The sequence below is a fragment of the Reyranella aquatilis genome, from assembly GCF_020880995.1.
GTDB classification, from domain to species: Bacteria; Pseudomonadota; Alphaproteobacteria; order Reyranellales; family Reyranellaceae; genus Reyranella; species Reyranella aquatilis.
Window position 1 is genome coordinate 930264 of the sequence record NZ_JAJISD010000001.1, and the last position, 26387, is coordinate 956650.

Annotated in this window: 23 protein-coding genes; 7 read left to right on the forward strand and 16 right to left on the reverse strand. The window is 66.0% G+C overall.

The features are described 5' to 3' along the window. Positions 1-2: 2 nt before the first annotated feature. Together LJ725_RS04545 and LJ725_RS04550 are read right to left on the reverse strand one after the other, a co-directional pair. Positions 3-977, reverse strand: a complete 975-nt coding sequence (locus LJ725_RS04545) for a Bug family tripartite tricarboxylate transporter substrate binding protein (protein WP_230549420.1) — start codon at positions 975-977, stop codon at positions 3-5. A gap of 95 nt (positions 978-1072) precedes the next feature. Continuing rightward, positions 1073-2266 (reverse strand): MFS transporter, encoded by a 1194-nt coding sequence (locus LJ725_RS04550; RefSeq protein WP_230549421.1) that lies wholly within the window; start codon positions 2264-2266, stop codon positions 1073-1075. A 71-nt stretch (positions 2267-2337) separates the two neighbouring features. Here LJ725_RS04550 and LJ725_RS04555 point away from each other — a divergent pair, with 71 nt between their 5' ends. From LJ725_RS04555 to LJ725_RS04575, 5 genes are all read left to right on the forward strand, one after another. After that, positions 2338-3132: an AraC family transcriptional regulator gene (locus LJ725_RS04555; protein WP_230549422.1), complete on the forward strand. Its 795-nt coding sequence runs from the start codon at positions 2338-2340 to the stop codon at positions 3130-3132. Positions 3133-3288: 156 nt separating this feature from the next. After that, positions 3289-5100, forward strand: a complete 1812-nt coding sequence (locus LJ725_RS04560) for an FAD-dependent oxidoreductase (protein WP_230549423.1) — start codon at positions 3289-3291, stop codon at positions 5098-5100. Beyond that, positions 5085-6929, forward strand: coding sequence for a 2-oxoacid:acceptor oxidoreductase subunit alpha (locus LJ725_RS04565; protein ID WP_230549424.1), 1845 nt, complete (start codon positions 5085-5087; stop codon positions 6927-6929). The genes LJ725_RS04560 and LJ725_RS04565 overlap by 16 nt, the downstream gene beginning before the upstream one ends. After that, on the forward strand, positions 6926-7981 hold the full coding sequence (locus tag LJ725_RS04570; RefSeq protein WP_230549425.1) for a 2-oxoacid:ferredoxin oxidoreductase subunit beta: 1056 nt from the start codon (positions 6926-6928) through the stop codon (positions 7979-7981). The genes LJ725_RS04565 and LJ725_RS04570 overlap by 4 nt, the downstream gene beginning before the upstream one ends. A gap of 59 nt (positions 7982-8040) precedes the next feature. Next, entirely contained in the window at positions 8041-8211 is a 171-nt protein-coding gene (locus LJ725_RS04575) for a hypothetical protein (protein ID WP_230549426.1), read from the forward strand. Here LJ725_RS04575 and LJ725_RS04580 read toward each other — a convergent pair. Together LJ725_RS04580 and LJ725_RS04585 are read right to left on the reverse strand one after the other, a co-directional pair. Next, entirely contained in the window at positions 8208-8693 is a 486-nt protein-coding gene (locus LJ725_RS04580) for a cupin domain-containing protein (RefSeq protein ID WP_230549427.1), read from the reverse strand. The two genes, LJ725_RS04575 and LJ725_RS04580, sit on opposite strands and share 4 nt — an antisense overlap. Then, on the reverse strand, positions 8690-9355 hold the full coding sequence (locus tag LJ725_RS04585; protein ID WP_230549428.1) for a helix-turn-helix domain-containing protein: 666 nt from the start codon (positions 9353-9355) through the stop codon (positions 8690-8692). The genes LJ725_RS04580 and LJ725_RS04585 overlap by 4 nt, the downstream gene beginning before the upstream one ends. Before the next feature lie 82 nt (positions 9356-9437). On the opposite strand from LJ725_RS04585, the gene LJ725_RS04590 reads away from it, so the two are divergent. After that, positions 9438-10367, forward strand: a complete 930-nt coding sequence (locus LJ725_RS04590; protein ID WP_230549429.1) for a hypothetical protein — start codon at positions 9438-9440, stop codon at positions 10365-10367. Here the strand turns inward: LJ725_RS04590 and LJ725_RS04595 are convergent. After that, on the reverse strand, positions 10350-12065 hold the full coding sequence (locus LJ725_RS04595; RefSeq protein ID WP_230549430.1) for an ABC transporter ATP-binding protein/permease: 1716 nt from the start codon (positions 12063-12065) through the stop codon (positions 10350-10352). The genes LJ725_RS04590 and LJ725_RS04595 overlap by 18 nt on opposite strands. 82 nt (positions 12066-12147) lie before the next feature. On the opposite strand from LJ725_RS04595, the gene LJ725_RS04600 reads away from it, so the two are divergent. Then, on the forward strand, positions 12148-13440 hold the full coding sequence (locus LJ725_RS04600) for an RsmB/NOP family class I SAM-dependent RNA methyltransferase (protein WP_230549431.1): 1293 nt from the start codon (positions 12148-12150) through the stop codon (positions 13438-13440). Positions 13441-13758: 318 nt separating this feature from the next. Here LJ725_RS04600 and LJ725_RS04605 read toward each other — a convergent pair whose 3' ends face one another. The 11 genes from LJ725_RS04605 to nudC all read right to left on the reverse strand — a co-directional run bounded on the left by LJ725_RS04605 (position 13759) and on the right by nudC (position 26315). Continuing rightward, positions 13759-15300 (reverse strand): amidohydrolase family protein, encoded by a 1542-nt coding sequence (locus LJ725_RS04605; RefSeq protein ID WP_230549432.1) that lies wholly within the window; start codon positions 15298-15300, stop codon positions 13759-13761. A gap of 30 nt (positions 15301-15330) precedes the next feature. After that, the gene (locus tag LJ725_RS04610) at positions 15331-16158 is read right to left on the reverse strand and encodes an ABC transporter ATP-binding protein (RefSeq protein WP_230549433.1); all 828 of its coding nucleotides are present in this window, start codon (positions 16156-16158) and stop codon (positions 15331-15333) included. Then, positions 16148-17083 carry an ABC transporter permease gene (locus LJ725_RS04615; RefSeq protein WP_230549434.1) on the reverse strand — a complete coding sequence of 312 codons (936 nt, stop codon included), beginning with the start codon at positions 17081-17083 and terminating at the stop codon, positions 16148-16150. The genes LJ725_RS04610 and LJ725_RS04615 overlap by 11 nt, the downstream gene beginning before the upstream one ends. Then, positions 17083-18171 carry an ABC transporter substrate-binding protein gene (locus LJ725_RS04620; RefSeq protein ID WP_408015718.1) on the reverse strand — a complete coding sequence of 363 codons (1089 nt, stop codon included), beginning with the start codon at positions 18169-18171 and terminating at the stop codon, positions 17083-17085. Before LJ725_RS04620 ends, LJ725_RS04615 begins: the two co-directional genes overlap by 1 nt. Positions 18172-18432: 261 nt before the next feature. Beyond that, positions 18433-19332, reverse strand: coding sequence for a DMT family transporter (locus LJ725_RS04625; protein WP_230549436.1), 900 nt, complete (start codon positions 19330-19332; stop codon positions 18433-18435). Between the two features lie 103 nt (positions 19333-19435). After that, a complete protein-coding gene (locus tag LJ725_RS04630) occupies positions 19436-20581 on the reverse strand; it encodes an FUSC family protein (RefSeq protein ID WP_230549702.1) in 1146 nt (381 codons plus the stop codon). Then, entirely contained in the window at positions 20581-21726 is a 1146-nt protein-coding gene (locus LJ725_RS04635; RefSeq protein WP_230549437.1) for an HlyD family secretion protein, read from the reverse strand. The genes LJ725_RS04630 and LJ725_RS04635 overlap by 1 nt, the downstream gene beginning before the upstream one ends. 27 nt (positions 21727-21753) lie before the next feature. Continuing rightward, positions 21754-23931, reverse strand: a complete 2178-nt coding sequence (locus LJ725_RS04640; RefSeq protein ID WP_230549438.1) for an ATP-binding protein — start codon at positions 23929-23931, stop codon at positions 21754-21756. Positions 23932-23940: 9 nt separating this feature from the next. Further along, on the reverse strand, positions 23941-24297 hold the full coding sequence (locus LJ725_RS04645; protein WP_230549439.1) for a response regulator: 357 nt from the start codon (positions 24295-24297) through the stop codon (positions 23941-23943). Between the two features lie 9 nt (positions 24298-24306). After that, on the reverse strand, positions 24307-25443 hold the full coding sequence (locus LJ725_RS04650; protein ID WP_230549440.1) for an NADH:flavin oxidoreductase/NADH oxidase: 1137 nt from the start codon (positions 25441-25443) through the stop codon (positions 24307-24309). Between the two features lie 17 nt (positions 25444-25460). Further along, positions 25461-26315, reverse strand: a complete 855-nt coding sequence (gene nudC / locus LJ725_RS04655) for an NAD(+) diphosphatase (RefSeq protein WP_230549441.1) — start codon at positions 26313-26315, stop codon at positions 25461-25463. Positions 26316-26387: the final 72 nt, after the last annotated feature.

The window sequence follows — 26387 nt, forward strand, 5'->3', positions numbered from 1 at the left end:
CTCTAACCCTCGACCTTGATGTTGTTGTCCTTGACCACCCTGGACCACCGCTCGGTCTCAAACTTGAGCTTCTCGAGATAGGCCTCCGGCGTGCTGCCGGTCATGAAGAATCCGAGGTCGTTGTACTTCTTGATGACTTCGGGATCCTTGATGATCTGCTGCACCAGCCCGTTGAGCCGGTCGACGATCGGGCGCGGCACGCCAGCGGGAGCCACGACGCCATAGAAAACAGCGCTCTCCATGTCCTTCATGCCGATCTCGGCGACGGTCGGCACATCGGGGCAGATCGTCGAGCGCTGCGCCGAGGCGACGACGATGCCGGTCATGCGACCCGCGGCGACGTGATTGCCGGTCGGCAGCACGACATCGATGATGACCGGCACATGACCGCCCATTACGTCGCGCAGCGTATCGGCGACGCCCTTGTAGGCGACATTCTCCATCTTGAGCCCGGTGCGGGCGCGAAACAGCTCGCCCCACAGGTGCGGCTGGTTGCCGACGCCCGACGTGCCGTAGCGCACCTTCTCGGGCTGCTTGTTCACCCATTCGACGAACTCGGCGTAGTTGCGCACAGGCACGTTCTTGTTGACGGCGATCATGTCGGGAATGTCGGCCACCGTGGAGATCGGCTGGAAGTCCTTCAGCGGATCGTAGGGCTGCTTGAGCCCGAGCGCGGCGTTGGTCGCCAGCGTCGTCGTGCCGAGCAGCAGCGTGTGGCCGTCGGGCTTGGACTTGGCCACCAGTTCCATGCCGATGATGGTGTTTCCGCCGCCCCTGTTCTCGACGATCACCTGCTGGCCGAGCAGCGCGCCCATCTTCTCGGCGACGATACGGCCGGCCGTGTCGGTGGCGCCGCCGGGAATGTAGGGAACGACGATCTTGATGGGCTGGCTCGGCCAAGCCTGCGCACGCACCGCCGAAGCGCCGACGATCGTCCAGCCGGCGGCCCCCGCCAGCACGGCGCGTCTCTTGAGCATGATCCCACCCTTGGTCTGTTTCTTGGGAGGCAGGATCGCAAACGCGCGACGGCCGCGCAATCCAGGCGCGCCCGCCGGTTCTCCCCGCAGCCTGCCTACTCGGCGGGTTTGGGCGCGGCCCCGATGGCGTGCACGTCCTTTTCGCTGGGCAGCATCGACAGAGCGAGGAAGGAGCAGAAGGCCACGCCCGCCAGGACCGAGAGCAGGACCGGGAAGCCCGCATCCTTCACCGCCGGGCCGATCAGTGCCACGACGAAGGAGCTGACGCCGAAGCCGATCGCCAGGCGAACGCCGGTCACCCGGCTGCGCATGCGATCGTCGATGTACCGCACGATCATCGCGTCGGTGAACGGAATGGCGCCGAACACCAGCAGCATGAAGGCGATGGCGGTCAGGAACAGGGCCCAGCCCTCGACCTGCGAGGCGATCAGGAACAGCGGCACCTGTAGCAGCACGATCGGCAGATAGATGTTCTTCAGCGGGTAGCGGTCGATCAGCTTGCCGACCACGAGCTGCGCCAGCGAGGCCAGCGAGAAGATGACGAACAGCATCGTCGCCAGCATCGCCGGATCCTGCGCGATGCTCTTGGCGCGGCTGGCCAGAAGCTCGCCGTTGCCGTTGGTCGTGAAGTTGAAGACGATGCTGCCGGTCACCGCGGTGAAGGTCATGATGGCGAATACGCGCGCCATGACCGACGGCGGCAGGTCGAGCATCTTGGCCTTGCGCTTGGCCGGCGCCTCTTCCTCGCGCGGCACCAGCGCCACGAAGGCGACGGCGCAGACGAGGCAGATGACGCCCGGGATGATGAACGCCGCCTGCCAGCCGAAACGCTGGGCGATGTAGACCGAGAGGCCGGCCGCAATGGCGATGCCCATGTTGCCGGCGAGGCCGTTCACGCCGATGGTGAAGCCAGGATTCTTGGCCTTCTGCACCAGCATCGGGATGCCGACCGGGTGATAGATCGAGGCGAAGGCGCCCATCAGGGTCAGCGCCGCGCCGATCTGCCACTTGTTGGTGCACAGCGCGATGATGAGCGCCGACACGCCCATGCCGACGAAGAAGATCACCATCATGATCCAGCGACCCCAATGGTCGCCGAGGCGGCCGCTCACGATCGAGCCGGCGCCGAACATGAAGAGCGCCCCATAGTTGAAGGGCGTGAGTTCGGTCCACTCGACACCCCAGACCCCGGCGATGACACCCCAGGAATAGGCGAAGACCACGAGGATCCAGTGATCCATGGCGTGGCCGATGTTGAGCAGGATCGAGGTGGGACTGCCGTGGCTCATCTTGTTGGTTCCTCCAGGAAAGCAAGACTAGGCTTGGGCGGCCTGTCTGTCTTGCGGTAGAATGCCAACCAATGTCGCAAAATGGCCAAGCCGACCGGCGCTCGACCGATCCCGAAGACTATCAGCAGGTGCCGCGGGCCGTAGCCGCGATGCCGAAGGATTTCGCCGACGGCCACGAGATCGCGCCGCATCGCCACCGCCGGGCCCAGCTGATCTATGCCACCGCCGGCACGATGCGCGTCTCCACGGCGGACGCGGTTTGGGTGGTGCCGCCGCAACGCGCGCTCTGGATGCCGCCGGGCGTGCGGCACTCGATCGTAATGTCGGGCGACGTGACCATGCGCACCCTTTACCTGCGGCAGGATGCGGCCGCCGGCATGCCCGACGTCTGCCGTGTGCTGCACATCTCCCCCCTGCTGCGCGAACTGATCGTACGGGCGACCGAAATGCCAGTGCATTACGACGAGCGCGGCGCCGCCGGCCACGTCGTGGCGTTGATCCTCGATGAACTGCACCACGAACCCTCGTTGCCGCTCCACCTCCCAATGCCGCGCGACCGGCGCCTGCAAAGGGTCTGCTCGGCCCTGCTCGCGGCGCCCGGCGACCAGCGGACGCTCGAAGACTGGGCGGGATGGGCGAATGCCAGTCCGCGCACCCTCGCCCGGCTGTTCGTGACCGAGACCGGCCTGACGTTCGGCGCCTGGCGCCAGCAGGCTCGCGTGCTGGAAGCGATGGGCCGCCTGAGCGGCGGCGAGGCCGTCACCGACGTCGCGCTCGATTTGGGTTACGACAGTGTCAGCGCCTTCAGCGCAATGTTCCGCAGAGCGTCCGGCGTATCCCCCAGCGCTTACCGGCCATCACGCTAAAAGCCCTGTGTGTTGTGAGGGGATTTTGCACGTTGTTGCAAATGGTTAGCCCTTGACGCTGGACGGTAATAATCCCCCAATGCGCGCCCCTTTTAGAGTAATCTAAATCGTCATTTACCTGAGTGTCTGCGCTCCCGCCGCCGCCTGGAGTTTATGTTGAAGCCGACAGATATCGCCAATCCCGACTACTTCCATAAGGTCGTCGATTGCCAATGGGCGTGTCCCGCCCATACGCCCGTCCCCGAGTACATCAGGCTGATCGCGCACGGACGCTATTCCGACGCGTACATGATCAACTGGAAGTCCAACGTGTTCCCGGGAATCCTCGGGCGGACTTGCGACCGCCCCTGCGAGCCAGCCTGCCGGCGCAGTCGCGTCGAGGACGAGAACCTCGTGAAGGGCAAGAAGGAACCGGTCGCGATCTGCCGCCTGAAGCGCGTCGCCGCCGACTACAAGGACGACGACATCGCCGCGCGGATGCCCAAGGCGCCGGCGAAGAACGGCAAGCGCGTGGCCTGCATCGGCGGCGGCCCCTCCTCGCTCACCGTGGCGCGCGACCTGGCGGTGTTGGGCTACGAGATCGTCATCTACGACCAGGACCCCAAGCTCGGCGGCTTCATCCGCACGCAGATTCCCCACTTCCGCCTGCCCGAGTCGGTGATCGACGAGGAAGTCGGCTACATCACCGGCATCGGCAACGTCGAGTTCCGTCACCAGCGGGTGGATTCGCTGAAGGCCGTGCTGGCCGAAGGCTACGACGCGGTGTTCGTCGGTTCCGGCGCGCCGCGCGGCCGCGACCTCGACGTGCCCGGCCGCAAGGAAGCGGCGGCCAACATCCATATCGGCCTCGACTGGCTGTCGTCGGTCTCGTTCGGTCATATCGACAAGGTCGGCAAGCGCGTGATCGTGCTGGGCGGTGGCAACACCGCGATGGACTGCTGCCGCACCGCCCGCCGCCTCGGCGGCGAGGACGTGAAGGTGATCGTCCGCTCCGGCTTCGACGAGATGAAGGCGTCGCCCTGGGAAAAGGAAGACGCGATCGGCGAGGACATTCCGATCCTCAACATGCTCGTGCCGAAGGAAGTCCGCCACGAGGGCGGGAAGATCCAGGGCGTGCTGTTCGAGAAGGTTGTTGCCAAGTACGACGACAAGGGCCGCCGCTCGCTGGTCCCGTCGGGCGAGCCCGACGAATTCTACGAGTGCGACGACGTGCTGGTCGCGATCGGCCAGGAGAATGCCTTTCCGTGGATCGAGAAGGACGCCGGCATCGAGTTCGACAAGTGGGGCCTGCCGCAGCTCAACGAGAAGACCTTCGCCAGCACGCATCCGAAGGTGTTCTTCGGCGGCGACGCGGCGTTCGGTCCGAAGAACATCATCTGGGCGGCAGCGCACGGCCACGAGGCCGCGACCTCCATCCACAAGATGCTGATCGGCGAAAACCCCGAGGAGCGCCCCGCTCCGGGCGTCAACGTCGCCAGCCAGAAGATGGGCATCCACGAGTGGAGCTATGACAACGCCCCCACCATCGACCATCGCCTCAAGGTCCCGCATCGTCCCAAGCAGGAAGCGTTGAAGGACATCATGGCCGAGGTCGAACTGGGCTTCGATCCGCAGCTCGCCTTCAAGGAGGCGCAACGCTGCCTCAACTGCGACGTCCAGACGGTGTTCAGCGGCCAGCTTTGCATCGAGTGCGACGCGTGCGTCGACATCTGCCCGATGGACTGCATCACCTTTACCGAGAACGGCGAGGAAAAGGAGCTGCGCACGCGCCTCACCGCGCCCGCGATGAACCCGACGCAGGACCTCTATGTCGGCGCCGGCCTCAAGACCCAGCGCGTCATGGTCAAGGACGAAGACGTCTGCCTGCATTGCGGGCTGTGCGCCGAACGCTGTCCGACCGGCGCATGGGACATGCGCAAGTACTACATCGAAATGACCCACGCGGAGCAAGCATGCCGCAAGCAATAGCCGCCGTTAACGACTTCGTCGTCAAGTTCGCGAACGTCAACGGATCCGGATCGGCCTCGGCCAACGAACTCTTCGCCCGCTCGATCCTGCGCATGGGCGTGCCCGTCAGCCCGCGCAACATCTTCCCCTCGAACATCCAGGGCCTGCCGACCTGGTACGAGGTACGCGTCACCGAGAAGGGTTATCTCGGCCGGCGCGGCGGCGTCGACATGATGGTCGCGATGAACCCGCAGACCTGGGCCGAGGACGTGAATGAGATCACGCCCGGCGGCTACCTGTTCTATGACTCGACCAAGCCCATGCCCTCGTCGATGTTCCGCGAGGACATCAACGTGATCGGCGTGCCGCTGACGGCGATCACGAATGCCACCTACACCGACGCGCGCCAGCGCCAGCTGTTCAAGAACATCATCTATGTCGGCGCGCTTTCGGTGCTGCTCGATATCGACGAGAAGCAGATCCAGCGGCTGTTCAGCGAACAGTTCAAGGGCAAGGAAAAGCTGATCGACTCCAACGTGAAGGCGATGAACCTCGGTCGCGACTGGGTGAAGCAGCACATCGATCCCGACCTGGTGAAGCTGAAGGTCCGCCACGCCGACAATGTCGGCGACCGCATCTTCGTCGAGGGCAACAGCGCCGCGGCGCTCGGTGCCGTCTACGGCGGCGCCACGGTCTGCGCCTGGTATCCCATCACGCCCTCCTCGTCTCTCGCCGAGGCCTTCCAGAGCCATTGCAAGAAGTTCCGGCACGACAAGGAAACCGGCAAGGCCAAGTACGCCATTGTCCAGGCCGAGGATGAACTCGCCTCGATCGGCATGGTGATCGGTGCCGCCTGGAACGGCGCGCGCTCCTTCACGGCCACGTCGGGTCCCGGCATCTCGCTGATGACCGAGTTCATCGGCCTTGCCTACTTCGCCGAAGTGCCGGCGGTGCTGGTCAACGTCCAGCGCGGTGGCCCCTCGACCGGCATGCCGACGCGCACGCAGCAGTCGGACCTGCTGGGCTGCGCCTACGCCTCCAACGGCGACACCAAGCACGTGCTGCTGTTCCCCGAGGATCCGCGCGAGTGCTTCGAGTTCACCGCCGATGCGCTCGACCTCGCCGACCGGCTGCAGACTCCGGTGTTCGTCATGACCGACCTCGACATCGGCATGAACCACCGCCTGTGCAAGCCGTTCGCCTGGGACGAGAACCGCGTGCTCGACCGCGGCAAGGTGATGACCGCCGAGGAACTGGAGGCGGGCAAGACCTTCGGCCGCTACCTCGACGTCGACGGCGACGGTATCCCCTACCGCACCTATCCGGGCACGCACCCGACCAAGGGCTCCTACTTCACGCGCGGCACGACCAAGGACGAGTTCGCGCGCTACTCCGAGGAAGGCCCGGTCTATGTGCGCAACATGGAGCGGCTGCAGAAGAAGTGGGAAACCGCGAAGAAGATTGCGCCGCAGCCGCTGCGCTATTCCTCTCCCAAGCCCACCCGCTTCGGCGTGATCTACTTCGGCTCGACCAGCCCGGCGATGGACGAGGCACTCGACCATCTCGAGGCCGAGGGCCATCACGTCAACGCACTGCGCGTCCGGTCCTTCCCCTTCGCCCAGAGCGTCGAGGATTTCATCCACGAACACGACAGGGTGTTCGTCGTCGAGCAGAACCGCGACGCGCAGCTGCGCACCATGCTGCTCAGCGAATACACGCTCGACGCCCGCAAGATCGTGCCCGTCCTGCACTATGACGGCACGCCGATCACCGCGCGCTTCATCGCGACCGACATCGCCAAGAAGCTCGGTCAGTTCAAGGTTGTCTCGTTCGACAAGGCCGCGTCATGACCTACATCGCCAAGCCCCGTCTGCATCACCCCTCGCTGGTCAAGAACAAGGCCGGCTACACCCGCCGCGACTACGAGGGCGCCGTCTCGACGCTCTGCGCCGGCTGCGGCCACGATTCGATCAGCGCCGCGATCATCCAGGCCTGCTACGAGCTCGACATCCTGCCGCATCAGGTCGCCAAGCTCTCGGGCATCGGCTGCTCGTCGAAGGCGCCGACCTACTTCGTGGGTGCGAGCCACGGCTTCAACACCGTGCACGGCCGCATGCCCTCGGTGATGACCGGCGCCAATCTGGCCAACCGCGACCTGATCTACATGGGCGTGTCGGGCGACGGCGATTCCGCCTCAATCGGCCTCGGCCAGTTCGCCCATGTCATGCGGCGCGGCGTGAACATGACCTATATCGTCATGAACAACGGCGTGTACGGCCTGACCAAGGGCCAGTTCTCCGCCACCGCCGACAAGGGCTCGATCAGCAAGAAGGGGGTCGCCAACTCCGACTCCTCGATCGACATGGTGTCGCTCGCGATCCTGATGGGCGCCACTTTCGTCGGTCGCTCCTTCTCGGGCGACAAGCACCAGCTCGTGCCGCTGATCAAGGCGGCCATGGCGCACAAGGGTGCGGCCTTCCTCGACGTCATCAGCCCCTGCGTGGCCTTCAACAACCACGCCGGCTCGACCAAGAGCTACGATTACGTGCGCGAGCACAACGAGGCGCTGAACCGCATCGACTTCATCGAAGGCCGCGAGGAGATCACCACTTCCTACGACCCGGGCACGACGAAGACCGTGCAGCAGCATGACGGTTCGATCCTGCGCCTGCGCAAGCTCGGCGAGGACTACGATCCGTCCGACAAGGTTTCGGCGATGAAGCGCATCCAGGAAGGCATGCATGCCGGCGAGGTCGTGACCGGCCTCCTCTACGTCGATCCGACGCCGAGCGACCTGCACGCCAACCTCAACACGGTCGACGTGCCGCTGAACACGCTGGATGCCCCCGAACTCTGCCCGGGCACCTCGGCACTCGACAAGATCAACGCGAGCCTGCGCTGATCCGCTGGCTGGTCGCCCTGCTGGCCGCCCTTGTCGGCGCCTGTATTGGCGCCGGCGTGATGGCCCTGGGGCTCGGCCTCCTCTTCACCGCGATCGGCGGTTCGTTCGAGGGCTCGGCTGCGATGGGCGGTGTCGCCGTCGGCCTGCCGCTGGGTAGCGTGCTGGGCTTCGGCCTCGGCGGCTGGCTGGTCCTCCGCTCCTGGAAGCCTGCACCGCGCTCTGCCCCTTAAAGGTCGACGCGCTCCTCGGAGACCGACTTGCGGGTCTCCATGTTGAAGCGGCCGGCATAGATCGGTCGTTCGCCGGTCGTCGGGCCGGGGTACTGGACGATCAGGATCTCGCCGCCGGTCTCGGTCCGGAACGCGCCCTCGAAATGCGGATCGGGGTGATAGAGCATGGTGCCCGGCGTGCAGGTACGGCCGTCGATCGTGAAGTCTCCCTTCAGCACGAGCCAGACCTGCGCGAAGCCGTGATAGTGCTCGGGATGCCAGGCGCCCGGTTCGAGCCGCAGGATTCCCGCGTTGGGCTGCGTCGGATCCTCCGGCCGCGGATGGAACAGCATCTTGCCGGTCTCGCCGGGCCAGCGGATCGTCTCCCATTCGACGTCATCGAGATGGCGCACCTGATAGGGCTTGTGGTCTCGGCGAGACGCCTCACGCGCGGTCGCCAGGGCGGCATTGGCGGCTGCGGTATCCGGAACGTGCTTGCTCATGGCTTGCTTTCCTCCTTTGGCTTTTCTTCCTTCGGGATTGCGGACGAGAGGCGCCACCAGTCCGGCACCTCGGCCGCGTCGGCGGGCTTCGCCACCGACATCAAGACCTCCGCCTGGCCGCGGCCGGCATTCTCGGCGCGATGGGGCTGCTGCGAATCGATCAGGATTCCGTCACCAGCCTTCAGGCGATACTGCGCGTCGCCGACATAGAACAGCACCTCGCCCGACAGCACGTAACAATGCTCCTGCCCCGGATGGGAGACGGTGGCCTCCATGCCCTTGGCGCGCGGGAAGACGAGATGGAAGACCTCCAGGCGGTCGAGCGGTGCACCGCCGCCCAGATGACGCCAGCGATATCCGGTCGCGGCCACTTCCTGCAGCCCACCCTCGTTGGCCCGGTGCACCGCCACCATGGTCTTGGCCGGCGCCGCCTCGTTGGGAAAGAGTTCGTGCAGTCCCAGCCGCAGGGCATCGGCCAACTGGATGAGATTGGCGATCGAGGCCGCCGCCTGCCCACGTTCGAGCTTCGACAGGAAGCCCTCGGAGACGCCGGCGCGTCCGGCCACCTGCGCCAGGGTGAGGCCCGCGCCCGTCCGCGCAGCCCGCAGCCGGCGGCCGATGTCCCGGGTCGTCTCGGCGATGCGTTCTGCTGATCTGCTCATGGCTTCTGATGAACGATACTTTCACTGTAGGCAAGTTCTCTTTCTCAGCTGGCATGCCCTGAAATCGCGTAGGCTTGAGTTCATGGACGACACTGCGACAGGGTTTCGCCTCGGCAAGGCCAGCTTCTTCCCGTGGGGCACGCGCTTCGACTCCGTGGTCAGCGACTTCGAAGGAACAGGCTACGCAAGCCGGCAGATGCCCTGCGACGAGGCCTACGGCTTCGCCACCCGCTCGGCGGAGCCTTCGGCGCCACGACCCGACCGGCCGGTTCTGACCGTGACCTACGAGCTGGCCGCCACGGCCAGTCCCGCCCGCGACCTGTTCGCCCCGCTGGTGATGCGCCTCGGAGCGCCGCACACGATCCAGCGCGACGAGCTTTCGCCCTATGCAAGCTCGCCGGACCATGTCGTGCTCCATGCGACCTGGCGGACGGCCGACGGCATTCCGATCGGCCTCTCGCTCTTCGGGGCGGCGCGAACCAGTCGATTCGGCGACAGTGCCGGGTTGCTCTACCTCAGTTGGGGCAATCTCGAAGCCGCTGCCGCGCCATGGATAGACGAATGGCAGGCCGCCAACGCCGCGGTCGCGCAAGCTGCGCAGTCACCCGGCAGCATCGCCCGGTTCAGCGTCGGCTACGACGTGCGGGCAAGCGACGCCCATGAGCCCTTCCGCATCGCCAACCGGTGCCTCAATTCTCCCGAGCTGCTCGACACGCCACATTCGATTGCGCACGGACTCGGCGAGCGCGGCTTCGCCCTCTGGAGCGATGCGGCAGGCACACGGTGGTACCTGTCGACATCGGCCTGCACGATCGTGCTGGGAGGGCCTGATACCACGCGCGTCAGGGTCGCAAGCGTCGAGCCGGCGCGCGGCGGCGGCTTCTCATCGATCGACATCGGCGGCTGGTGGGCGCGCGACGCCTGGAAGTCGCGCGCCATCGAAGAGGCCGTGCACGCCCTGGAGCGAGTGCCCGGCCTCACCATCGAGCGGTCCTCAGGTCACGACGTTTAGCGTTCCCGTTTCGCCCGGCGCCCGCTTCAGCTCGAGTTTTTGCTCGTGCCATTGCCGCAACGACGGCCGGTGGCCGATCGAGATCATCGTCGTGCCCGGCAGGCGTTCCTTCAGCACGCCGTACACCGCCGCCTCGTTGGCCTCGTCGAGCGAGGCCGTGGCCTCGTCGAGGAACAGCCAGTCGGGCCTGAACACCAGCGCGCGCGCGATCGCGAGCCTCTGCTGTTCGCCGCCGGACAGCGTGTTGCTCCAATGCGCCTCCTCGTCGAGGCGGCCCGCCAGATGTCCGAGCCGGGCCGCCTCCAGAGCGCTCACGATGTCGGCATCGCTCGCTGTGGAGTTTTCGTCCGGATACTTCACGGCATCGCGCAAGGTGGCGATGGGGATGTACGGCTTCTGCGGCAGGAACAGTACGCGCGCGCCAGCCGGGATCAGGATCCGGCCGCGCCCGAAGGGCCAGATGCCCGCCATCGCCCGGAACAGCGTGCTCTTGCCCGATCCGCTCGTCCCGGTGATCAGCGTCGAACTACCTTTCGGCAGCACGAGGTTCAGATCCCTGAGCAGGGTCTGGCCGTTGGGCAGCGCCAGATCGAGGCCGCTGGTGCCGACATCGGCACGGCCGGGCTCGGAAGCGACAGCGATGTTCTCCGCCGGCTTCTCCTCGATGGCCTCCTGCAGCCCCTTGAGGCGGTCCATCACGGCGCGCAGCTCGGCCACGTTGGTGTAGTTGTCGATGAAGAAGGACAGCGCCGTCTGGACCTGGCCGAAGGCCTGGGCCGTCTGCATTACGACGCCCAGCGTGATCGCACCGGCAAAGAAGCGCGGCGCCGTCACGATATAGGGGAAGATGATGGCGAGCTGGCCGTAGCCGATCTGGTAGAAGACGAGCTGCATCTCGGTCACCAGCACGCGCCAGGCGTTGTTGAACACGTCGGTGAACTTGGCTTCGAGCACCTCGTTCTCGCGCGGCTCGCCGCGATAGAGCGCGATGCCCTCGGCGTTCTCCCGCACGCGCATCAAACCAAAGCGGAAGTTCGCCTCGTAGCGCTGCTGCAGGAAGTTGAGCGGGATCAGTCGCCGGCCGACCAGATTGGCGAGCCAGGTGCCGAGGAAGGCATAGATCAGCGCCGCCCAGACCATGTAGCCGGGGATCACCACGTCGAGGCCGATGAAGGACAGCGACATCGGTCCCGAGAGCTGCCACAGGATGAACAGGAACGAGACGAGTGTCGCCACGGCGCTGATCAGTCCCAGCAGGAGGGTCATGGTGTAGAAGCCGAGCAGCCGCAGATCCTCGGCGATGCGCTGGTCGGCATTGTCGACCTTGCGTTCGAGTTCGATACGGTAGTAGCCGCGGCCGTCCAGCCAATGCGAGAGATAGTGGCCGGTCAGCCACCGCCGCCAGCGCAGGCGCAGGTAGGGGCTCACCAGTCCCCGCGCCACGCCGAAGGCTATCGCCAGTGCGGCGATCCAGCCGAAGTTCCCCATCTCGGTCCAGAACGCGGCTTCGTCCTTGTTCTGGAGGCTGTCGTAGAAGCGCCTGTTCCACTCGCTGAAAGCGACGTTGACCGTCACGGCCGCCAGGGTGAGCACGATCGCGCCGACCAGCAGTCCGATGGCGATCCAGCGCTCCTCGGAGCGGAAGTACGGAATGACCAGCCGCCACCAGTCGCCGAGGTAGGAACTCACGCTCTTCATGCAGGAAATCCTTTCGGCGGGCACACTGCCCGAGACAGGGCGACGATGACAACGGCGCTCGCGGCGGCTATAGCGCCGCACGATGGACGCCACCCCCCTCGCCTCCCGCCGCGCCGCAGTCGATGTGCTGATGGCCTGCCTCGACAAGGGCCAGCCACTCGACGACGCGCTCGGCCAGCACCGCGGCTTCGCCGCCCTCGACCCGCGCGACCGTGCCTTCGTGCGGCTGCTTCTGGCCAGCACCCTGCGCCACCTGGGCGAGATCGAGGGTGTGCTGTCCGGCCTGATCACCAAGCCGCTGGAGGGCGCCAACGCGGTCGGCCGCCAGGTCCTGCGCCTCGGCGCCGCCCAGCTGATGTTCCTGGGAACGCCACCGCATGCCGCCGTCGATACCTCGGTGCGGCTGGTCGAGGATGCCGGCCTGCATCACCTCAAGGGCCTGGTGAACGCCGTGCTGCGCCGTATTTCGCGGGACGGCGACGCCCTTCTGGTGGATCGGGACCCCGCGCGGCTCAATACGCCGCGCTGGCTGTGGGAGAGCTGGATCCATGCCTACGGCGAGGATACGACGCGAGCGATTGCCGCCGCGCACCTCAACGAGGCCCCGCTCGACCTCACCGTCCGCCGGGATGCCGACCACTGGGCGGTCCAGCTCGAGGCCGAGAAGCTGCCCACCGGGACGCTGCGCCGGAAGGGCGGCGGCCACATTGCCGAGCTGCCCGGCTTCGCCGAGGGCACCTGGTGGGTGCAGGACGCCGCCGCGGCCCTCCCCGTGCGGCTGCTGGGTGACATCACGGACAAGCGCGTCGCCGACCTCTGTGCCGCTCCCGGTGGCAAGACGATGCAACTCTGCGCTGCGGGCGCCCAGGTGACGGCGGTCGACATCTCGGCCCGCCGCATGGCGCGGCTCGGCGACAACCTCGCGCGCGCCGGCCTGTCGGCCAATCTCGTGACGGCCGATGCCAGCAAGTGGACGCCCGGGGAGAAGTTCGACGCGATCCTGCTCGACGCCCCCTGCTCCGGCACCGGCACGTTGCGCCGCCATCCAGACATCGCCTGGCTGAAGGACGAGGAGGACGTGGCGCGCCTCACCGTGACCCAGGACCGTCTGCTGGTGCACGCGCTCGGCCTGCTGAAGCCGGGCGGAACGCTCGTCTACGCCGTCTGCTCGCTGCAGGAGGACGAAGGCTTCGAGCGGATCAACGGCGTCCTCGTCAGGAACCCGCAGGTGAAGCGAATCCGCGTCACGCCGGCTGAGCTCCCCGGCCTCGAGGATGCGATCACCCCGCGAGGGGACGTCCGCACCCTCCCCTTCATGTGGGCCGACCGCGGCGGCATCGACGGATTCTATATGGCTCGGTTAACCACGAACTGAGACACCCGTAGCCGTCGACTACATGCCCAGCCCGCACTCCCGCACACCACTTACTCCACCGGCCCCGCCGAAGGAGAATCTGACGGGCTGGCGTGTCTTGTCGGGAGTCTCCGGTGGGCTGCTCATACTGGTCGGCATCATCGTCGCGCTTTTCATCTCGATACCCTTGTGGATGATGGGCGGCACGTCAGGCGGGATGGGGTTGGCCCTGGTCGTTTCGCTGCCGTTTGTCATCCTGGGCATGCTGGTCGGGAGCGGAGCATTCATATCGCGCCGATCCAGATTCGATCGGCGCCGTCGGAACAAATGAGGAAGAAGTCACACCCGTGAACTCGGGCTGTAGAACGGCTGGTGCTTCGAGGGGTCCATGTAGTTCTCATAGAACTTGCGGGCGTGCGGCAGCAGGGCGACCGAGAGTTTCCGGCGCTCGACCTCGTCGTCGGCCAGGGCCTTGCCGAGATCGTCGTGCAGGGCCTTCAGGGCCGCCGTCCGGTCAACCTTGGTGAAGGTGCCGTCCTTGTAGATCACCTCCCCGTCGCACATCGTCATGGTGACGGCCTGCTGCTTGGCTCGCTGCACCACGGCGTCGAGCGTCGGTGTCATCTCGTCGAGATAGGGATAGGCCACGCTCTCCCAGTCGATCAGCACCATGTCGGCCGCCTTCCCGACCTCGAGCGTACCGATGCTCTCGCCGAACGGCGTCGTCCTCGCGCCGCCCACGGTAGCCATCCGTAGCACCTGCGCCATGGTCGGCACGTCGGCCTCGACCATGCCCGGCACGCGATGGGCGCGCAGAACGAGCTTCAGCTCCTGCAGCATGTCGCGGTCGTCGTTGATGCCGGCCTCGTCGAGACCTATCGCGGTATTGATGCCCTTCTTCTCGAAGTGATTGAGCGCCGCCACGCCCGAGCGCAGGCGGAAGTTGGACGAGCAATTGTGGCAGACGCAGCCCCTGGCCTCGGCCAGCCGGTCGATATCTTTCTCGTTCAGCCACACGCCATGGCCCAGGGTCAGCCGCTCATTCACCATGCCAAAGCGGTCGATGTATTCCAGCGCCGTGCAGTTGCCGCGCCGCCAGGCATATTCCTTCTGGTAGGCGGTTTCGAGCAGGTGCATGTGCATCGGGACATTGTACTTGGCCGAGGCCTCGCTGAGCTTCGTCAGCGCCGTGTCGGAGCACCAGTGCAGGTTGGCCGGCGCCAGCTGGATCTTCACCCGGCGCTTGTTGTGATGCTGCGAGTGGAAGGACTTGAACATGTCCATCGCATCGTCGAGGCCCATCTTGAACCGGTCGAACCAGCGCTGCATCGGCCCCTGCAGTTCCTTCGGCAGGCTCCTGACGAACTCGTCGTCGGCCTGATAGACGAGCCGGTTCTGGTCGCGCACCGCGTAGCAGTAGCTGACCCTCATGCCGACGTCTTCGTAGGCCCGGATGGTATCGTTTGCCCGCTTCTCGACGTCAGGCAGCGTACCCGGCATCCAGCCCTGGATGTGCTGTACGGTCGTGATGCCCGAGCCGATCATCTCGAAGGCCGAGTAGAGCGTGTCGAGATAGAGGTCGACGTTGCGGATCACCATGCGGGTGATGAACCAGAGTTCCAGCGGCATGTCGGGTGAACCGAGCTGCACGGGCGTCAGGCCGACATGGTGATGGCCGTTGACGAAACCCGGCAGCAGGATTTCCTTGCCCATGCCGATCACCGGCACCGTCGGATGCTTGGCGTGGAGGTCTTCGTAGGTACCGACGGCGACGATCACGCCGTCCTCCTGCAGCACCGCGCCGTCCTTAACTTCGTTCCAGGTGAATCGGTCCTTGGTGCCCGTGATGGCGGCGCGGCTACGGATCAGGCTGGTGGCCATGTCAGCTTCTCCTGGGTGCGGGTCATGGTATCAGGCGGTGACGGCGAGCGCTTCCTGCTCGGCGAAGGCGCGGTCGACCTCGTCGCGCAGGAGATCGGTGAGCCGGATCCTGAGCTCCTCGGCCTCGCGCGAGAAAAGGTTGCGGGGCCGCGGAAGGTCGATCGGCACGATGGTCTTGATGCGTCCCGGGCGCGAGGTGAAGACGACGACACGGTCGGCCAGCGCAACCGCCTCGTCGATGTGATGGGTGACGAACAGGACCGAGGCGCCCGAATCGCGCCAGACGTCGAGCAGGAAATCCTGCATGCGGGCCCGCGTCTGCACGTCCAGCGCCGCGAACGGCTCGTCCATCAACAGGACCTTGGGGCGCATGGCGAGCGCGCGGGCGACGGCGACCCTCTGGCGCATGCCGCCGGACAGTTCGTCCGGCCTCTTGTCCATGGCGGCCTTGAGACCGACGCGCTGCAGGGCTTCCGCCGCGACGCTGCGGCGCTCCTCCTTGCCGGCCCCCCGGATCGACAGGCCAAAGCTCACGTTTTCCCATACGGTCAGCCAAGGGAAGAGCGAGGTCTCCTGGAAGATCAGGCTGCGCTCGGGCGACGGTGTGTCGACAAGATCGCCGAACGACCAGAGCTGCCCCTCGGTAGCGTCCTCGAGGCCGGCGATCAGGTAGAGCAAGGTGCTCTTGCCGCAGCCCGACGGCCCGAGGAAGACCACGAACTCGCCCGGTGCGACATCGAGGTCGATGCCGGTCAGGGCATTATGGGCGCGCCTGGTGCCGGCCGCCCAGGTCTTGCCAACGCCGCGGCACACCACGGCGTCCTTCGACGAGAATGTCGGCGGTGCATCAAAGGCCACGCAGCTTCTCCTTGGTGTCGGGCAGCCAATAGAGGATCCGCCGCTGGGCCTGGCGCAGCAGCCAGTCGAAGGCGAAGCCCAGCACACCGATCACCGCGATGGTGAAAAACACCAGCGACGGGTTGAAGGTGTTGCGAGCCAGCATGATGACCTGGCCCATGCCGTAACCGACACCCGTCGATTCCGCGACCAGCACCACCATCCAGGCGCCGAACAGGTTGAGCCGCAGAACCTGCAGCATGCCGGGCAGGATGGCCGGCACGATGACGCGCCCGTAGATCTGTCGCTTCGACGCGCCCATGGTACGCGCGACGTTGATGAAATTGGGGCTGACGCCGTCGATCTGGGCGACGGTGGCCAGCACCATGTGGAAGAACAGCGCCACTACGACCATGAAGATAGCGGGTGCGTTGCCGATGCCGAACAGGAAGATGGCGACCGGCAGCCAGGCGATGGGCGATACCGGAGACAGCAGCGTGATGGTCGGCAGCACCAGCTTGTCGAAGAAATGGTAGTAGCGGATCAGGACGCCCATCCCGATCGCCAGCACCGAGGCCATGGCAAGGCCGACGAACACGCGGGCCGTCGTCGCGCCCACCGTGATCATCACCGATTCGAAGGCCGAGGGGCCGGCGTTCATCGCCTGACCGACCTGCCAGCGCGTGGCGGTGTTGAAGAACTTGCCCTGCTCCGCAAGATTCCCGAGGAAAATGTGCGGCGGCGGCAGCAGCTTCGGGTCGGCCCAGCCGAACGCCCAGCACAGTTCCCAGATACCGGCGAACAGGCTGATCGACAGGATGGTCCACCAGGCCTTGGTCAACCATTCGAGGTTAAGCATGCCGGTATAGAAGCGCGAGACCGCCGCCGGGCGGGATGTCCCGGCGGCGGGGCCCGCAGCTTCACCGTCACGCGTGACGACGGCCATCAGGCGGACTTGTACTTGAGCTTGCCGTAGAGGTCCGGGTTTTCCTTGATGACCTCTTCCAGCAGCGTCCAGTCGATCGCGTCTCGACCGGGCTTCTTCTTGATGTAGCCCATCTCCATGACACTGTCGGTGCGCTGCAGGATGAAGTCGGTCTGGCTGCGCGCATCGACGATCGCCGGCTGCTTGCCCTGCGCGATCTTCGCGTTCTCCATCGAGGTCTTGTAGTATTTGCCGACCAGCTCCTTCAGCACGTCGTCGGTCTTGGTCTCGGCTTCGAGCTGGGCCTGCATCATGCTCTTGATGATCGCCTTGAGGCCGGCCGGATTGTCCTTCATCAGGCTGGCGCGCGAGGCGAGCACGCAGTCGGTATAGCCCTTGCCGTAGAGGTCGACGCCGTTGGTCAGCATGACCGCCCCCTTGACGTCGTTCACCAGCGCCGTGGCGTAGGGCTCGATCGTGCAGATCCAGTCGATGGCGCCGGCCTTGAAGGCCTCAACGGCCTCCGGCGTATTGCCCATGTAGCGGACCTTCACGTCCTTGAAGGAGATGTTGTTCTTCTTCAGATAGTCGTAGGGCATGACCTCCAGCGTATCGAGCTGGAAGGTGCCGAGCGTCTTGCCCTTGAGCTTCTCGGGCGTATCGAGCCCCGGACGCGCCACGATCGCGCAGCCCTCGACGCCGCCGCCGGCCACGATCTTGACCGGCGCGCCGGCATCGTAGAGCGCCATGAAGCTGGTGTAGGGCATCAGGCCGAGATCGACCTGGCCCATGCCGAGGAAGGTCACCATCTCGGCCGAGGTCGGCGTGTTCACGAACACCAGTTCGGTGCCGGCGGCCTTCGCGAACTGGCGCGAATGGGCGAGGAACAGGTTGAGATTGCAGAAGCCGGTGCCGTGGGTCGACTTCAGCGCTGGCCCGGCATGAGCAGGGCCGCTCAGCAACATGCCCGGTCCCGCCGCCATGGTGATCGTGCCGACGGCGGCGGCTCCCCTGAGGAAGCCTCGGCGCGAGGGCGCTGCAGCGGCAGCGGCAGCGAAGTTCATTCGGGAGAGATCTGGGAAATGCGTACAGCCGATGCGATCACACATGGGGAGCCTCCTCGGGCAGCGGAGATTTCTGGACTGGAACTGGTGGGTTCTGGCGATTCTGCGACTGACAACTCCTTGTCGGTCGCCACTCGGCGCGACCGTCCTCAAAGGTGCCGGCACGCCAACCGAGAAGAATCGCGCTAGCGCGATTCTGCGCTGCAGATTTCGAAGCAAGGGATGTGCCAGCGCCGGAATGCAGCGATGGCGCAACGCGCCCATCGGCCGAGAGAATGACCTCAGGTCAATTCCTGACCACGCGCGCTATTTCTTGATCAGTGCCTTGTGCCGCTGCCTCTCGATATGGCCGAGATAGAGGCCCGAGCAGATGATCACGCCCGCGCCCGCCCAGGTCCAGAAGTCGGGAAAGTCGCCGAACACGAGATAGCCGAGCGCCGCGGCGCCCAGCAGCTGCACATAGTTGAAGGGTGCCACCACGGCTGCAGGCGCCTGGCTGTAGGCGATGGTCAGGAAGTAATGGCCGACACCGGCCATGATGCCCATGCCGACGAACAGCACCCAGTGCCAGCCGAAGGCAGGCGTAACCCATTCGAACGGCAGCATCGGCAGGGCCGCCACAGTACCGACGATCGTGGCCATGGTGGCCGAGGCATCGGGCCGCTCGGCCTGGCCGTAGCGGCGCGAGAAGAGCTGATAGAGCGAGCTGCAGATCGTGCTGCCGACGATCCAGAGCGAATGCCACTCGAAGTGCGCGGAGCCCGGCCGCACCACGATCAGCGCCCCGACGAAGCCCACCATGACGGCGGCCCAGCGCTTCGGGCCGACCGGCTCGCCCAGGAACTTCGCGGACAGCGCCGTCACGATCAGCGGGCTGGTGAGCGAGATCGAGGCCGCCGACGCCAGCGGCATGTCGACGATGCCGTGGAAATAGAGGAACGACGAGAAGAACAGCAGCAGCCCGCGCACGATCTGGCTGGGCACGTTGTGCCAGCGAAACAGAGCCATGCCGGCGCGCGGCAGGAAGATCGCCATCATGAAGACGAAGGCGAAGACGTAGCGGCCCCAGATGACCTCGATGACCGGGTAGGTCTGGCTGAGCGTCTTGGACATGGCGTTCAGGACGGAAAAGCACAGCACCGAGAAGATGATCGAGAGAATCGCCCGCAGGATACGGTCGGTCGGCGGGGGCGCTTTTTCAGTCATTGCCGGGAACTTACCCTGCCCGCCCCCGCCAACAAGTGCAGGCGCGGACTAAGCGGTCGTGCGGAGCGCATAGGTCTTTGAGGAGGTTGGCACGCCGGATACGTCAGGAGCGGAGTTCGTTCTTCAGTTCCTGGTCGTTCGGCCACAGCAGCAGCGACACGACCATCAGGATGCCGAGGCCGCCGGTGATCCCGGCAAAGCGGTCGACGCCCGGCATGATGCTCTCTGGCGGCGCCAATCCCTGCACCATCGTGATGACATAGACGAAGGCGAACTGCGTCCCGACATAGGGGATGCCGTGACGCCCCATCTGGATGTGCATGCCGACCCAAACGACTCCGCCGATCATGGCCAGCCACCAGAAGAGCGATTCGACCTGCAGGGCGAGGCAGGCCAGAGCTACCAACCCACCCAGCAGACACCCCATGAAGCGATGGAAGGACTTCTCCGCCACGAGATGGCGCGTCGAGGTACCCCCGTCAGCAATGAGGGGAGCCGCCATGACGACGGCGATCGTGACCGCCATTTCTCCGACGTCCGGCAGGTCGACCATCGTCCACACGATCAGCACAGTGACCACGGAAATGCCCGCCCGAAGCCCGTGCAGCACCGACGGCCACTGTGCGCCGAGCAGGTGTCTCCACCCCGGCGCCGTCGGGGGCGGCTCGGCATGCCAGTCCTGCAGGACCTTGGCGGTCACCATCGCGCAGGAGACGCCGACCGCCACGTCGATCGTGCGGTTGCAGGCGACCTGGAAGGCAGTGGTTGGATCGTTGAGGCTCATCAGCAAGACGAGGCTGGAGGTGATCGCCATGAAGAGCCACGCCAGCCCGTGGGGACTCACCTGTACCGCCACGACGCCGACCATGGTGGCGGCGCCCAGAAAGAGGCAAAGCGCGACCTGGTCATAGAGAAGCCAGCGCCCCATGACGAAGCCGAGAAAGGCGCCGGCAATGGTGCCGCTCAGCCGAAGCAGACCACGCCGCACGGAGCCCGCACCGGTCGACATCAGGGACATGTATCCGCTGATCGCAGCCCACCAAGGCGCATCGAGCTGCATCAGCAGCGCCACGCTCGTGGTCAGCACCACCGAGACGGCAGCCACGACGCCCATGCGCGACTGCGCCGGCCGGCTGCCGATGTCGGCCAGTTCGCGCCAGAATCCGGTGAGCGTGCGGTCGAGAAGCCGGGCGCCCTCGCGGAAGTCCTCCGCGACGGCCCGCCCGTAGCGCGCGATGCCGAGGCGCATCACGGGAAGATGACGGTGCGCGCGTCGGCGCCCATGTACAGCTTGTAGCCCGGCGGCAGGTCCTCCAGCACGATCGTCACCGGAATGCGGCGCTGCAGGCGGATCCAGTCGGTCGTCGGCGCGACGTAGGGCAGGAGCTTGTCGACACCGGGGTTGCGGCTGAAGCCCCGGGCGATGCCGGTGATGCGGCCCTTGTGGAAATGCCATGGCGCGCTGTCCAGCCAGACCCAGGCGGTGTCGCCCACCTTGAAGTCGCGGATATAGTACTGCTTGTAGTTCGCCATGATGCGCCAGGCATCGGCATCGACGATGCCGATGATCGGCACGTTGATCGTGGCCATGTCGCCCTTGCGGACCGTCAGGTTGGTGATCGGCCCGTTGTTCGGCGCATGGACGACGGTGCGGTCGAGATTCCACTGGGCCGATGCCAGTTGCGCCTGCGCCAGTTCCAGCGCCGCCTGGTGGGCACCTATGTCGGTCTGCGCCTTGGCAATGGCGACCGTGGACATCGTCATCTCCGCTTGGGATCGCCGTAACGCATCGTTGGCCCTGTCGAGTTCGGCGATGGGCGCGAACTGGCGTTTGGCGAGATCGGAGAAGCGGCTCTGTTCCTGTACCGCGTAGGTATGGGTCGAGGTCGAGACCTGCAGGGCCGCCTGTGCGACCGCCAGTTCCTCCTGTGCGACCTTGAGCTGGGCGGCGGCACGATCGATCTGGGCCTTCCACTGGTTGACCACGAGCTGGAAGGGTTCCGGGTCGATGGTGAACAGCTTGTCGCCGATCTTGACCTCCTGGTTGTCGACGACATGGACCTCAATGATCTGTCCCGTCACCTGGGGCGCCACAGCCACGAGGTCGGAGCGGACATAGGCATCGTCGGTATAGGCGACGAAATAGGTGAACACCTCGTAGAGGATGAACAGGCCGAGGATGGCGCCGCCGACCGTGAGCAGACGATGGAGGCGGCTCGTCTCGACTTCAGGCCTTGCCGATCCGGTCGGAGAAACAGGCGCCGGCGCAGCGGAGGCTTCGGCGCTCGCACCAGGGACCGGCGCCGACGGCGGCTGGGACGCGGAAGCCGCCGAAACCGGTGCGGCGGGCGCGGTATCTGACGTCCGTTCGGACGGGGTCGCGTCAGGTGGCATGACCCTCGGAAAATAACGCGCCGGGCGCTAGAAGCCCATGCCCTTGATCTTGGCCGCCAGAGCGGAAACGGAAAACGGCTTGCCGAGGAAATTGACCCCGGCATCGATCACGCCGTGATGCACGATCGCGTTGGCCGTGTATCCGGTCATATAGAGGACCTTGAGATCGGGGCGGCGCGTCGTTGCTAGGCCGGCCAGTTGACGGCCGTTCATGCCGCCCGGCAGCCCTACATCGGTGAAGAGGAGCTGAATGTCGCCGTGCTGCTCCAATATCCGAAGCGCCTGCTCGCCGTCGCCAGCCTCGTAGACGCTGCAGCCGCACTCGCGACAGGCGGCAACCGCGAAATCGCGAACGACCGGATCGTCCTCGACGACCAACGTGATCGGTCCGGTTCCGGACGCAACGCTGGCGGCCGGCGCCAGTTCGGGGAGCGCTCTGACCTCCATGTGGGCCCGCGGCAGGTAGAGCTTGACGGTCGTTCCGTGCCCCAGCTCGCTGTAGATCTTCAGGTGACCGCCGATCTGCTTCACGTAGCCGAAGGTCATGCTGAGACCGAGGCCGGTCCCCTGCCCGCGTTCCTTGGTGGTGAAGAAGGGTTCGAAAGCCCGGGCGATGGTCTGCTGGTCCATGCCCGTGCCGGTGTCGGACACCGCGATCATCACGAACTGGCCCGGCGTCACTTCGGCGTTGGCCGCCGCGTAGGCATCGTCGAGGTGGGCGTTCGCGGTCTCGATCGTAAGCGTCCCGCCGCCCGGCATGGCGTCACGCGCATTGATCGCGAGATTGAGGACGGCCGCCTCGAGCTGCGTTGGATCGGCCTTGGCCCGCCACAGGCCGCCGCTGAGCACGGTCTCGATCTGCACGGTCTCACCCAGCGTCCGGCGAAGCAGTTCGGACATGCCCGTCACCAGCCGGTTGGCGTCGATCGCCTCGATCTGCAGCGGCTGCTGCCGTGAGAAGGCCAACATGCGCTGCGTGAGCGTCGCGGCGCGGGCCACGCCGGTGCGCGCCAGTTCGAGGAAGCGCACCACCTCCGGCGTCGGCTCCGGCACGCGGCGGCCGATCATCTCGATCGCCCCGCCGATGCCCGTCAGCAGGTTGTTGAAATCGTGCGCGATGCCGGCGGTAAGCTGGCCGACAGCGGTCATCTTCTGCGACTGGCGCAGGCTCTCCTCGGCCGCGGTGCGCTTGATCTGCTCCTCGCGCAGCCGCTCGAGCGTCTCTCCCTGCCGTGCCGCTCGACGGGAAGCGAGCAGGGCGAGCGCAAACAGTGCCAGGGTGGCGGGCAGGCCGAACAGCAGATGCGAACCCATTCGGTGCAGCCAGGCCTGCAACATGGCGTCCCGGGCGACACCGACCGCGACATAGACCGGCAGGTCCGGCAACTTTCGATAGACCACGGTTCGCGCGATGCCATCGAAGGCGCCGCTGGGAGTGCTGTAGCGGCCGCCGTCTGGACTGGCGGCGATCGCCCGCATGAAGCTCGAACTGGCTTCAAGGCGCGTCACGCTCCCGGTGTAGGCAGGGAAGCGCGCCAACAGTTCCCCATCGGCGCGGATGAGGGACGTCGTATAGTGGTCGGCCTCGGCGGCCTGCTCGAACAGCTTGCCGAAATAGGCGGGCGGGATCGCCACAAGCACGACTCCGTCGAAGCCGCCGTCCGGCCTCAGTCGTCGTTCGCTGTACTGGAAGATCTCGGAGCCCTTGATCCGGCTACGGAACGTCTCGCTTACGTAGCGCGCTTCCCTGCCGTCGCGATGGGCGATGAAGTATGGTCGGTCGGCAGCCGAGACATTGGCCGGCAATGGGTAAACATTGGCCGCCACGAGCGGCAGCCCGTTCCTGTCGAGGACGAACACATCCTCGACCTGCGGCAGTCTCCGCACCAGATGCTGGAGCTGTTCGTGCAGCCGGGCTTCGTTCTGCCGGATCTCGCCGTCGCTGAAATCGTCGATCAGACCCAGCACGTTGCTGACGACAAGCTGCTGGGTCTCGAAGGTGGCGCGGGCACCCACATAGAGCAGGTCGAGTGTCCGCGAAACCCGCTCCTCGTACTGGCGCTGTGTCTCACCATAGGCCATCCAGCTGGCGCCGGCGAAAAGCACCAGCGGAACGAGGACGGTAGCGGCCAGCAGGACAAATGATGCATCGGCCGCGGTCGTGCCGCGCAGCGTCCAGGTCTGGAGTTTCAGGAGTCGCCGCACGTGCGCCCTCTATCCCTTTCGGACGAGGGAAGCCACGAAGTTCGACAGTTCGGACGGGCTATAGGGCTTGGGAAACGAATGCATCGCGATCCCGGGCGGCAGGCTGCTCGGCGCCGACGCGCCCGAACAGCGGATGATCGGAACGTCAGGCCGGTGCTGCGCCGCCGCTTCGATGACCTTCTCGCCGGACATGTCCGGCAGGCCGATATCGACGATGATCGCGATCAGCGGCTGATCCCCGCGCACCACGTCGATCGCCTCCTGGCCGGTCGCCGCCTCGATGCACTCGATGCCGACGTCGGCCAGCGAATCGACCAGAACGGCGCGGATCAGGAACTCGTCTTCAGCCAGCAGAACACTCGACATCCGGCAGCCCTATTCCGCCGCCTTCGCCATCGAGGGCCGAGGCTTGAACGGCAGGATCGTTGTCGCCCGCGCCGCAGGCAACGGCAAGGGCGGCGTTTCCACACCCAGCGTCCGCGCCGCGTTCCACGCCCAGCGCGGGTCGAGCAGGAAGGGGCGCGCGTGCGCCGTGCAATCGGCTTCGCCGGAAGCGATGATCTTCTCCGCCTGCTCAGGCTCGGTGATGAGACCGACCGCCCAGGTCTTGATGCCGGCTTCCTTGCGGACCCTGGCCGCGAACGGGACATGATAGCCGGGACCCAGCGTGATTTTCTGGCCCGGCGCGTTGCCGCCCGAACTGACGTCTACGAAATCGCAGCCGAGCGCCTTGAGCTGGCGGGCCGTCTCGACCGTGTCCTCGATGGTGACCCCGCCCTCGACCCATTCGACGGCCGAGAGCCGCATGCCCAGCGCCTTGTCCGTGGGCCACATCCTGCGTACGGCCTCGAACACTTCGAGCGGAAAGCGCCGGCGCTTCTCGGCGCTGCCGCCATACTCGTCGGTGCGCTGGTTGCTGAGCGGCGACAGGAACTGGCTGAGCAGGTAGCCATGGGCGCCGTGCAGTTCGACCACGTCGAAGCCGAGGCGAAGGCTGCGCTCGGCGGCCTCGACGAAGGCCTGCTTCACGCGCTTGAGGCTGACGGAGTCGAGGGCGACCGGCGTGTGCCAGTTTTTTTCCGGATCGTAGGCCAGCGCCGAAGGGCCGTAGGTCGTCCAGGGAAGATCGGGCGCGTCGGCCTGGGTCAGCGGACCGCCGCCCTTCCACGGGCGCTGCGCCGACGCCTTGCGGCCGGCATGGGCGAGCTGCACGCCCAGCTTCACGCCGGGCATCCAGCCGCGAATCCAGTCGATGACCGGCTTCAGCGCCGCCTCGTTTTCGTCGCTGTAGAGGCCGAGGCACCCTTGGGTGATGCGGCCCTCGCGCTCGACATGAGTGGCCTCGAGGCACAGCAGGCCAGCGCCCGACATCGCCAGCATGCCGTAGTGCACCTGGTGCCAGGGCTGGGCGCTGCCATCGACGGCCGAGTACTGGCACATCGGCGAGACGATGATGCGATTGGGGAGCGTGACGCCCCCGAGCTCGACCGGGGTGAAGAGTTGGGCGGTCATGGGACTCCTCGAAAAGATCAGCCGTTGACGGAAGGTCCGGCCTCATGGCCCAGCCATTCCTCGATCAGGCGGCGGGCGATCGAATCGCGCCGCGGCATGAAGAAGGAGCCGTCCTTCGGCAGGTTCTCGGTGCGCAGTTCCTCGCGGCTCATCCAGCGCGCGCTCTCCAGCTCGGACTCGTTCACGCTGAAGTCCATCGATTCGGCCTCGGCGTGGAAACCGATCATCACCGAGGCCGGGAACGGCCAGGGCTGGGACGAGCGATAGACCACGTCCTTCACCCGGACTTTCACTTCCTCGTAGACCTCGCGCGCCACGGCATCCTCGAAGCTCTCGCCGGGCTCGACGAAGCCCGCCAGCGTCGAGTGCATGCCGCGCGGAAAATGCTTGCCGCGCCCCAGCAGGCACTTGTCGCCATGATGGACAAGCATGATCACCGCGGGATCGGTGCGCGGGAAGGTCTCGGTCTTGCAGTTCTCGTTGGTACACATGCGCACGTGCCCGCCGCGCGTGACCTTCGTCGTGGCGCCGCAGACGCCGCAATAGCGATGGCGGCGGTGCCAGTAGGTCATGCCGCGCGCGTAGGCGAGGATCGACCCTTCGCGGGCAAACAGCAGAGGCCCGACCTGGCGCAGGTCGACGAACTCGCCCAGGTCCTTGAGCGGTACGTCCTTGCCGGTCACATCGACGGCGAAGTACGGCGTGCCTTCGACGTAGCCCAGGAAGATCTGGACGTCGCTCGAATTGGCGACGGCGCGTCCCATCATGCCCTGGAGGAACACGGCTTCGGGGTTGCCCCCGGTCTTCACGAGGTTCTTCTCCGTGTCGATCGGCACGAAGCGGGCGGCCCCCGAGGAGGCCAGTTCGATCATCCGTTCATCGTCTTCGCGCTCATGGCTGGCACGGTCGATTTCGGCGCTGGAATAGGGATTTCTTGGGTTTCT

What these genes read in the sequence shown, in the direction of transcription:
- LJ725_RS04615 (WP_230549434.1), bottom strand. Translation starts at nt 17,083, where the DNA reads ATGGCCGTCGTCACGCGTGACGGTGAAGCTGCGGGCCCCGCCGCCGGG.
- LJ725_RS04575 (WP_230549426.1), top strand. Translation starts at nt 8,041, where the DNA reads ATGGCCCTGGGGCTCGGCCTCCTCTTCACCGCGATCGGCGGTTCGTTC.
- LJ725_RS04595 (WP_230549430.1), bottom strand. Translation starts at nt 12,065, where the DNA reads ATGAAGAGCGTGAGTTCCTACCTCGGCGACTGGTGGCGGCTGGTCATT.
- LJ725_RS04620 (WP_408015718.1), bottom strand. Translation starts at nt 18,171, where the DNA reads ATGTGTGATCGCATCGGCTGTACGCATTTCCCAGATCTCTCCCGAATG.
- LJ725_RS04570 (WP_230549425.1), top strand. Translation starts at nt 6,926, where the DNA reads ATGACCTACATCGCCAAGCCCCGTCTGCATCACCCCTCGCTGGTCAAG.
- LJ725_RS04630 (WP_230549702.1), bottom strand. Translation starts at nt 20,581, where the DNA reads ATGCGCCTCGGCATCGCGCGCTACGGGCGGGCCGTCGCGGAGGACTTC.
- LJ725_RS04590 (WP_230549429.1), top strand. Translation starts at nt 9,438, where the DNA reads ATGGACGACACTGCGACAGGGTTTCGCCTCGGCAAGGCCAGCTTCTTC.
- LJ725_RS04550 (WP_230549421.1), bottom strand. Translation starts at nt 2,266, where the DNA reads ATGAGCCACGGCAGTCCCACCTCGATCCTGCTCAACATCGGCCACGCC.
- LJ725_RS04555 (WP_230549422.1), top strand. Translation starts at nt 2,338, where the DNA reads ATGTCGCAAAATGGCCAAGCCGACCGGCGCTCGACCGATCCCGAAGAC.
- LJ725_RS04625 (WP_230549436.1), bottom strand. Translation starts at nt 19,332, where the DNA reads ATGACTGAAAAAGCGCCCCCGCCGACCGACCGTATCCTGCGGGCGATT.
- LJ725_RS04580 (WP_230549427.1), bottom strand. Translation starts at nt 8,693, where the DNA reads ATGAGCAAGCACGTTCCGGATACCGCAGCCGCCAATGCCGCCCTGGCG.
- LJ725_RS04600 (WP_230549431.1), top strand. Translation starts at nt 12,148, where the DNA reads ATGGACGCCACCCCCCTCGCCTCCCGCCGCGCCGCAGTCGATGTGCTG.
- LJ725_RS04545 (WP_230549420.1), bottom strand. Translation starts at nt 977, where the DNA reads ATGCTCAAGAGACGCGCCGTGCTGGCGGGGGCCGCCGGCTGGACGATC.
- LJ725_RS04650 (WP_230549440.1), bottom strand. Translation starts at nt 25,443, where the DNA reads ATGACCGCCCAACTCTTCACCCCGGTCGAGCTCGGGGGCGTCACGCTC.
- LJ725_RS04605 (WP_230549432.1), bottom strand. Translation starts at nt 15,300, where the DNA reads ATGGCCACCAGCCTGATCCGTAGCCGCGCCGCCATCACGGGCACCAAG.
- LJ725_RS04565 (WP_230549424.1), top strand. Translation starts at nt 5,085, where the DNA reads ATGCCGCAAGCAATAGCCGCCGTTAACGACTTCGTCGTCAAGTTCGCG.
- nudC (WP_230549441.1), bottom strand. Translation starts at nt 26,315, where the DNA reads ATGATCGAACTGGCCTCCTCGGGGGCCGCCCGCTTCGTGCCGATCGAC.
- LJ725_RS04635 (WP_230549437.1), bottom strand. Translation starts at nt 21,726, where the DNA reads ATGCCACCTGACGCGACCCCGTCCGAACGGACGTCAGATACCGCGCCC.
- LJ725_RS04585 (WP_230549428.1), bottom strand. Translation starts at nt 9,355, where the DNA reads ATGAGCAGATCAGCAGAACGCATCGCCGAGACGACCCGGGACATCGGC.
- LJ725_RS04645 (WP_230549439.1), bottom strand. Translation starts at nt 24,297, where the DNA reads ATGTCGAGTGTTCTGCTGGCTGAAGACGAGTTCCTGATCCGCGCCGTT.